Genomic DNA, 5,726 nt, shown 5'->3' with positions numbered 1-5,726 from the left:
CACGTCCCTCACCTATACCCTAACCATCGAGCCCTGTAGGAACGCGGAACAGGGACTGGGTAACGTCAAAAGTCTTTGGGAGGGGTGGGGGTGGCTTGGAGGGGGCGGGGAGGACTTTCTAAAGAAAGTCCTCCCCGCCCCCTCCAATTTCTTCAACCTCTACCGTTCGACGCCGGGCCGAAGCTGGCAGCGGACGCGGATGTCCCGCCCTCCGCGCCCGTACTCGTCGAGCGTGGCGAAAAGCTGGGCCTCGGTGACGTCGATTTCGGGAGACGCGGAGGCAAAGGCGGCCTGTCCACGGAGAAGCCCGCACGCCTCGGCCTTGGCTTCTTCGAGCGTGTAGCGCCGTGTAATGGGCTTGCGGATGTCGAGGCTCGGAACCAGCAGCATACCAGCCGCCGTATCCGCAAACAGATCAAGGCTCGCCGTGGGACGGGTGAGCGCCGCGCCGATGGCGTTGGCGACAGGGCCAAGCACAGGATCGCCGAGCGTCTCCACAGGAAGCCCCAGAGCGTCCCCGAGCAGAGGAGCCACCGCCTCGGCGGGGCCGCCCACAAGCACGGCGCGGGCAGGGCGAACGGCGCGTTCCTCAAGCAAGGCCGCCAGCGTGTACACGGGACGGCTGTTCACCTCATCGAGCAACGACCGCACGGCGGAGGCGACGCGGGAACGGGCGCAATCCAAAACCTCCTGCGAGAGGGACTCTGCGCTCAGCCCGTGGGCTGCGGCAAGGGATTCCACACCCGCGCGTGACGCAGCAACATCCCCGGCGTCCGCATGTCCAAGCACATTGAGGCAGTCGAGAAATGTGGGGCCGTCCGTCCCGCCGAACGCCAGCGCGGGCCCCTTGCGCAGCGGGCCGACCTGAATGCCGGGCGCGACCGTCACCTGCGAATCCCCTCCAAGCCCGATGGAAACGGACTTGAGCGCGCGGACCAGCGTGGAGCGCCCGTTGACCACCAGATCGTCAGGCGACAATACGGGCTGCCCGGCGGCGAGCAAGGCTATGTCCGTCGTCGTTCCGCCCATGTCGAGCACAAGGGTATCTTCGGAGCAGGACGGCATCAGGGCCATCATGCCCATGACGCTGGCGGCAGGGCCGGAAAGCAGGGCTTCCACAGGCCGCTCGCGGGACACCGAAAGCGGGATGGCTCCCCCGTCGGCCTTCAAAAGATAGGCGGGCGCGTCGATGCCCATGTCCTTCAGGCTGGCTTCCACCGCATCCGCGAACCGGTTGTGCAGCGTCCAGACCGCCGCGTTCCAATAGGCCGTGGCAATGCGGCGCGGAAAATTCAGGCGGCCCGACAAACGATGCCCGAGCGCGATCACCGGTTCCGGGCCGTCCGAGAAAACTTCGCGTATGACCTCCGCCATCGCGTCCTCATGTGCCGGATTGCGCGTCGAAAACTTGGCGACGCAGGCGAACGCGGCCAGCCCTTCCTCCCGCCAGCCGCTCACAACCCGCCGTATAGCCTCCCGATCCGGAGGCGCGACTTCCGTCCCCCGGTGATCCACGCCGCCGGGAACGAGCGCCGTATGGCCTCCCAGCCCGAACCAGCCCGGATCAAGGCCCGGCCCCGCGCCGATCAGCAGACCCACAGGCGCGCAGGCGTTCTGCACTACGGCATTCACGGCGAGGGTGGTCCCGAACGTCGCCCGGCTCACGTCCGCCGGAAACGCCGCTCCCGACTCGAACAGCGCGTGCAGGGCCTCTCGTGTGGAAACCAGCAAATCCTGATGGTTGGTGGGAACTTTGACGGACGCGAGCAGCGTTCCGCCGCGCAACAGCACGGCGTCGGTATGCGTTCCGCCCATATCCAGCCCGAGCACGGCCGGGGTTTTCCGTTCTTTTGACACGTACGGCCTCCTGAGGCGCCTGTTTCCGGCAACGGACCTCGCGCCCGTCGGCAGCGTAACGCAAAACCCCGGCGCAGGGAAACCCCGCCCGCCCTTGCCAAACGGCATCCCCGACCCTATACTTTCCCCTATTACAAGGAAAAGAACCGGATCGACAACCGATCCGGGATCGGTCGCAACACCAAAGGAGAATACGTACGTGACCAGCCAACTGAAGACATTCATGTTGCTTGCCCTGCTTTCCGGCCTCATCATCGTTCTCGGAGGCGCTCTGGGCGGCAAGACGGGGATCGTTATCGCTTTCGGCCTCGCCCTGATCATGAACGTGGGGAGCTATTGGTATTCCGACAAAATCGTCCTGAGGATGTATCAGGCCCGCGAACTGTCGGAAAGCGAAGCCCCCATGATCTACAGCATGGTGCGCGAGCTGGCCGCCAACGCCCAGATCCCCATGCCGCGCATCGCCGTGGTTCCCGAAGAAGCCCCCAACGCCTTCGCCACGGGCCGCAACCCCGAAAACAGCGTGGTCGCCGTCACGGAAGGCATCCTGCGCCTGCTGTCCCCGGAAGAGCTCAAGGGCGTGCTTGCTCATGAAATCGCGCACATCGCCAACCGCGACATCCTGATCCAGACGGTCGCCGGGGTCATGGCCTCGACCATCGTGTCCATCGCCAACTTTATGCAGTTCGCCGCCATCTTCGGCATGGGCCGCAGCAGCGAAGACGGCGAAGGAGGCGGCAGCAACCCGCTCATGGCCATCGTGCTCGCCATCCTCGCGCCCATCGCGGCGTCGCTGATCCAGTTCGCCATCTCCCGCTCGCGCGAATACCTCGCCGACGCCAGCGGGGCGCGCTACTGCGGGCAGCCCCTAGCCCTCGCCGCCGCGCTCGGCAAGCTCCAGTCATGGAACCAGCGCATCCCCATGCAGAACGGCAACCCCACCACGGCGGAAATGTTCATCGTCGCCCCCCTCTTCGGCGGCGGCATGGCCAAGCTGTTCAGCACCCACCCCGACATCAACGACCGCATCGCCCGTCTCCGCGAAATGGCGGGCGTCAGATAAAAAATCTCCGGCGGGCAGGGCATTGCCCCTTGCCCTTCCGGGGAAATGCGACTTACCGGCCCAGCCGGTCCTGCCTGCGGGTGCCTCTCGTCTGCCCGAGGAAACGCTCTGGACGGCTCCGGCAAGGCCCGCGCATCCTCCTGAATTCACGGCCCCGCCGCCCTTCACATTGCATTTCCTCCACGTCTCGAAAGAAGATGGGTTCCGTATCCCGCGCAAACCGGATGCGGAACCTTTTTTGCTTATCCCCGAGCAATCAGACACTCCCTTGGCAACAAATCGGAAGGAATATGTTTCTTTCCTCCGCTCGAACGGCCCTGAAAGCCTCGCTCCTTTTAATGAGCGTGAACACCCGCCCTGCGCGGCCTCCCCGCCACCCGAAGGGAGCGCACGAAAAAAACGGAGACGCGGCAGAGGACATTTTTCCCTTCTTCAGAAGGGGTTCCCCTTTCCAGCCGCTTCTATCATCCTTGACGCTGGACGCATATTCCGGTAGCGAAACAGACCCTTCGGAAGCATTTTTCGGACGGCGGCCCCGGCGGGAAGATACGGGGCCTTCCGGGAGCGATCCCGGAAGCCGTCTACCATCCATCCTGAATCATGGCTTTTTCGGTGTTCCTTGGAGTAAACGATGCAATATGGGAGCCTTTCGATAGGTCTGGCGCTTGCGGCGTGCCTTGGCGTTTCCGGGTGCGGCGAGAAAAGAACCCTTGGCGAGGAACCCGTGCCGGTGCAGCGCTCCGAGTGCGGCGGCATTTTTGTTCTCGCGCCCGCGTCATATATGCAGTATATTCAGCACGACGAAGCGACGCTGCTGGCTTCGGAAGGCCGCTATGAGGATCTCCCCGTCTTCTGTACGGAAGAAATGGCCCGGATGCTCGAAGAACGGCTGGAACACGATCATGAACTCCTTCCCGGCCTCTGGCGCGTGTACCGCCTTGAGGGCGTATGGGAAGAGGATGTCGTGGAAGTGCGGCCCGGCGAATGGCGTATGCGCCGCCCGGCCCAGCTTATCGCGCTTTCGGCATCTTGAGATTTGATGACATCCCGCTTCGAAGCGGACGTATGAAACCAACATTTTTGCGTTTTTGAGGAGACTATATGGCAACAGCACACCGTTGTGGATGGGTAGCGCTGATGGGTCCGCCCAATGCGGGCAAATCCACCCTTACCAACGCCCTTGTGGGCCAGAAGGTGGCGATCGTCACGGCCAAGCCGCAGACGACCCGTAACCGCATCGTCGGCATCCTGACCCAGAAGGATGCCCAAGTCATTTTTATGGATACGCCCGGCGTGCACGCCCTGCGCGGCCAGACCAGAGGCCAGCTCGGCAAGATCATGGTCCAGTCGGCGTGGCAGAGCTTCGCGGTGGCGAACTGCATCGTGCTCGTCATCGACGGCGATCTGTACCTGCGCAAGCCGGACTTCATGGAGCGCGATCTCGCGCCCCTCATCCAGCCGCTGGCCGAAGAGGAGCGCCCCGTCGTCGTTGTGGTGAACAAGGTCGACCTGTTCCATGACAAGTCGCGTATGCTGCCCCTGCTGGAGTCCGTGGCCCAGATGTTCCCGAAGGCGGAAATCTTCCCGGCGTCGGCCCTGCGCCGCAACGGCGTGGAGCAGCTCCTTGAGCTCATCCGCTCCCACCTGCCCGAAGGCGAGGCGCAGTTCCCCGAAGATCAGCTTTCCACGGCCCCCATGAAGTTCATGGCCGCCGAGATCATCCGCGAGAAGCTTTTCGAAAAGCTGTATCAGGAAGTCCCCTATTCCGTCGCCGTGGACGTTGAAGTGTGGGACGAAGAAGACGATCGCGTGCTCATCCATGCCGCCATCTATGTGGCGAAGCCCTCGCACAAGGCCATGGTCATCGGCCGGGCGGGCGAAGGCATCAAGGCCATCGGCACGGCCGCCCGCAAGGAAATCCGGGATCTGGTCGATAAAAAGGTTCACCTCGAACTCTGGGTCAAGGTTCGTGAGGACTGGGTCGATGACCCGCAGTTCCTGCACAGCCTCGGCTTTGGAGCTGAAGCGGAGTACTAGCCCATGAATCCGTCAGAAACAGCAGCGCTTGGGGAACGCCTCGAAGCCGTACGCGGGCGCCTCGCCGAGGCCGCCCGCATCGCGGGGCGCAAGCCGGAAGATGTACGTCTCATTGCCGTATCCAAGCTCCATCCTGTGGAGGCCATTCTCGCGGCATACGGGTTCGGACAACGGATTTTTGGCGAAAATTACGTGCAGGAAGCGCTTGCCAAGCAGGAAGCCCTTCCCGATCTCGATGTGGAGTGGCATTGCATCGGCCACGTCCAGACCAACAAGGCCAAGGACGTCACCGGGCGTTTCGCCCTCATCCACACTGTGGACAACTTGAAGTTCGCCGAAACGCTGGCCCGCCGCCTGCCCGAGGACATTCCGGTGCAGCGCGTGCTCCTTCAGGTCAACATCGGCAACGAGCCGCAGAAGGCCGGCGTCGACGAGCACGATCTGCCCGCCCTTGCCGAAGCCGTCCTTGCGCTCCCGCGCCTTGAAGTCCGCGGCCTGATGTGCCTGCCCCCGTTCTTTGACGACGGCGAAGCCGCCCGGCCCTATTTTGCCCGGCTCCGCGAGCTGCGCGACGATCTCGAAGCCCGCCTCGGCATCAAGCTGCCCGAGCTTTCGATGGGGATGTCCGGCGACTGCGTGCAGGCCGTCGAGGAAGGCGCCACCCTCGTCCGCGTCGGGACCGACATCTTCGGCCCCCGGCCTGTGAAGGCGTAGGAGAGAGAGAGAGAGAGAGAGAGAGAGAGAGAGAGAGAGAGAGAGAGAGAGAGAG

Annotated in this window: 5 protein-coding genes; 4 read left to right on the top strand and 1 reads right to left on the bottom strand. The window is 63.7% G+C overall.

From position 1 onward, the window contains the following. Positions 1–159: 159 nt before the first annotated feature. Complete coding sequence (locus tag HMPREF0178_RS09770; protein WP_009733276.1) at positions 160–1,857, bottom strand: hydantoinase/oxoprolinase family protein; 1,698 nt, start codon at positions 1,855–1,857, stop codon at positions 160–162. 199 nt (positions 1,858–2,056) lie between these two features. On the opposite strand from HMPREF0178_RS09770, the gene htpX reads away from it, so the two are divergent. From htpX to HMPREF0178_RS09750, 4 genes are all read left to right on the top strand, one after another. Beyond that, positions 2,057–2,920, top strand: coding sequence for a zinc metalloprotease HtpX (gene htpX, locus HMPREF0178_RS09765; protein WP_009733275.1), 864 nt, complete (start codon positions 2,057–2,059; stop codon positions 2,918–2,920). A gap of 631 nt (positions 2,921–3,551) precedes the next feature. Then, complete coding sequence (locus HMPREF0178_RS09760) at positions 3,552–3,953, top strand: DVU_2496 family lipoprotein (RefSeq protein WP_005028400.1); 402 nt, start codon at positions 3,552–3,554, stop codon at positions 3,951–3,953. 68 nt (positions 3,954–4,021) lie between these two features. After that, positions 4,022–4,957 carry a GTPase Era gene (gene era / locus HMPREF0178_RS09755; protein ID WP_005028398.1) on the top strand — a complete coding sequence of 312 codons (936 nt, stop codon included), beginning with the start codon at positions 4,022–4,024 and terminating at the stop codon, positions 4,955–4,957. A 3-nt stretch (positions 4,958–4,960) separates the two neighbouring features. Next, on the top strand, positions 4,961–5,671 hold the full coding sequence (locus tag HMPREF0178_RS09750; protein WP_009733274.1) for a YggS family pyridoxal phosphate-dependent enzyme: 711 nt from the start codon (positions 4,961–4,963) through the stop codon (positions 5,669–5,671). The last annotated feature ends 55 nt before the right edge of the window (positions 5,672–5,726 follow it).

This window comes from Bilophila sp. 4_1_30 (assembly GCF_000224655.1).
GTDB classification, from domain to species: domain Bacteria; phylum Desulfobacterota; class Desulfovibrionia; order Desulfovibrionales; family Desulfovibrionaceae; genus Bilophila; species Bilophila wadsworthia.
Note: the sequence above shows the minus strand (reverse complement) of the source record. Positions and strands in the feature narration are given on the sequence as shown.

What these genes read in the sequence shown, in the direction of transcription:
- era (WP_005028398.1), top strand. Translation starts at nt 4,022, where the DNA reads ATGGCAACAGCACACCGTTGTGGATGGGTAGCGCTGATGGGTCCGCCC.
- HMPREF0178_RS09760 (WP_005028400.1), top strand. Translation starts at nt 3,552, where the DNA reads ATGCAATATGGGAGCCTTTCGATAGGTCTGGCGCTTGCGGCGTGCCTT.
- HMPREF0178_RS09750 (WP_009733274.1), top strand. Translation starts at nt 4,961, where the DNA reads ATGAATCCGTCAGAAACAGCAGCGCTTGGGGAACGCCTCGAAGCCGTA.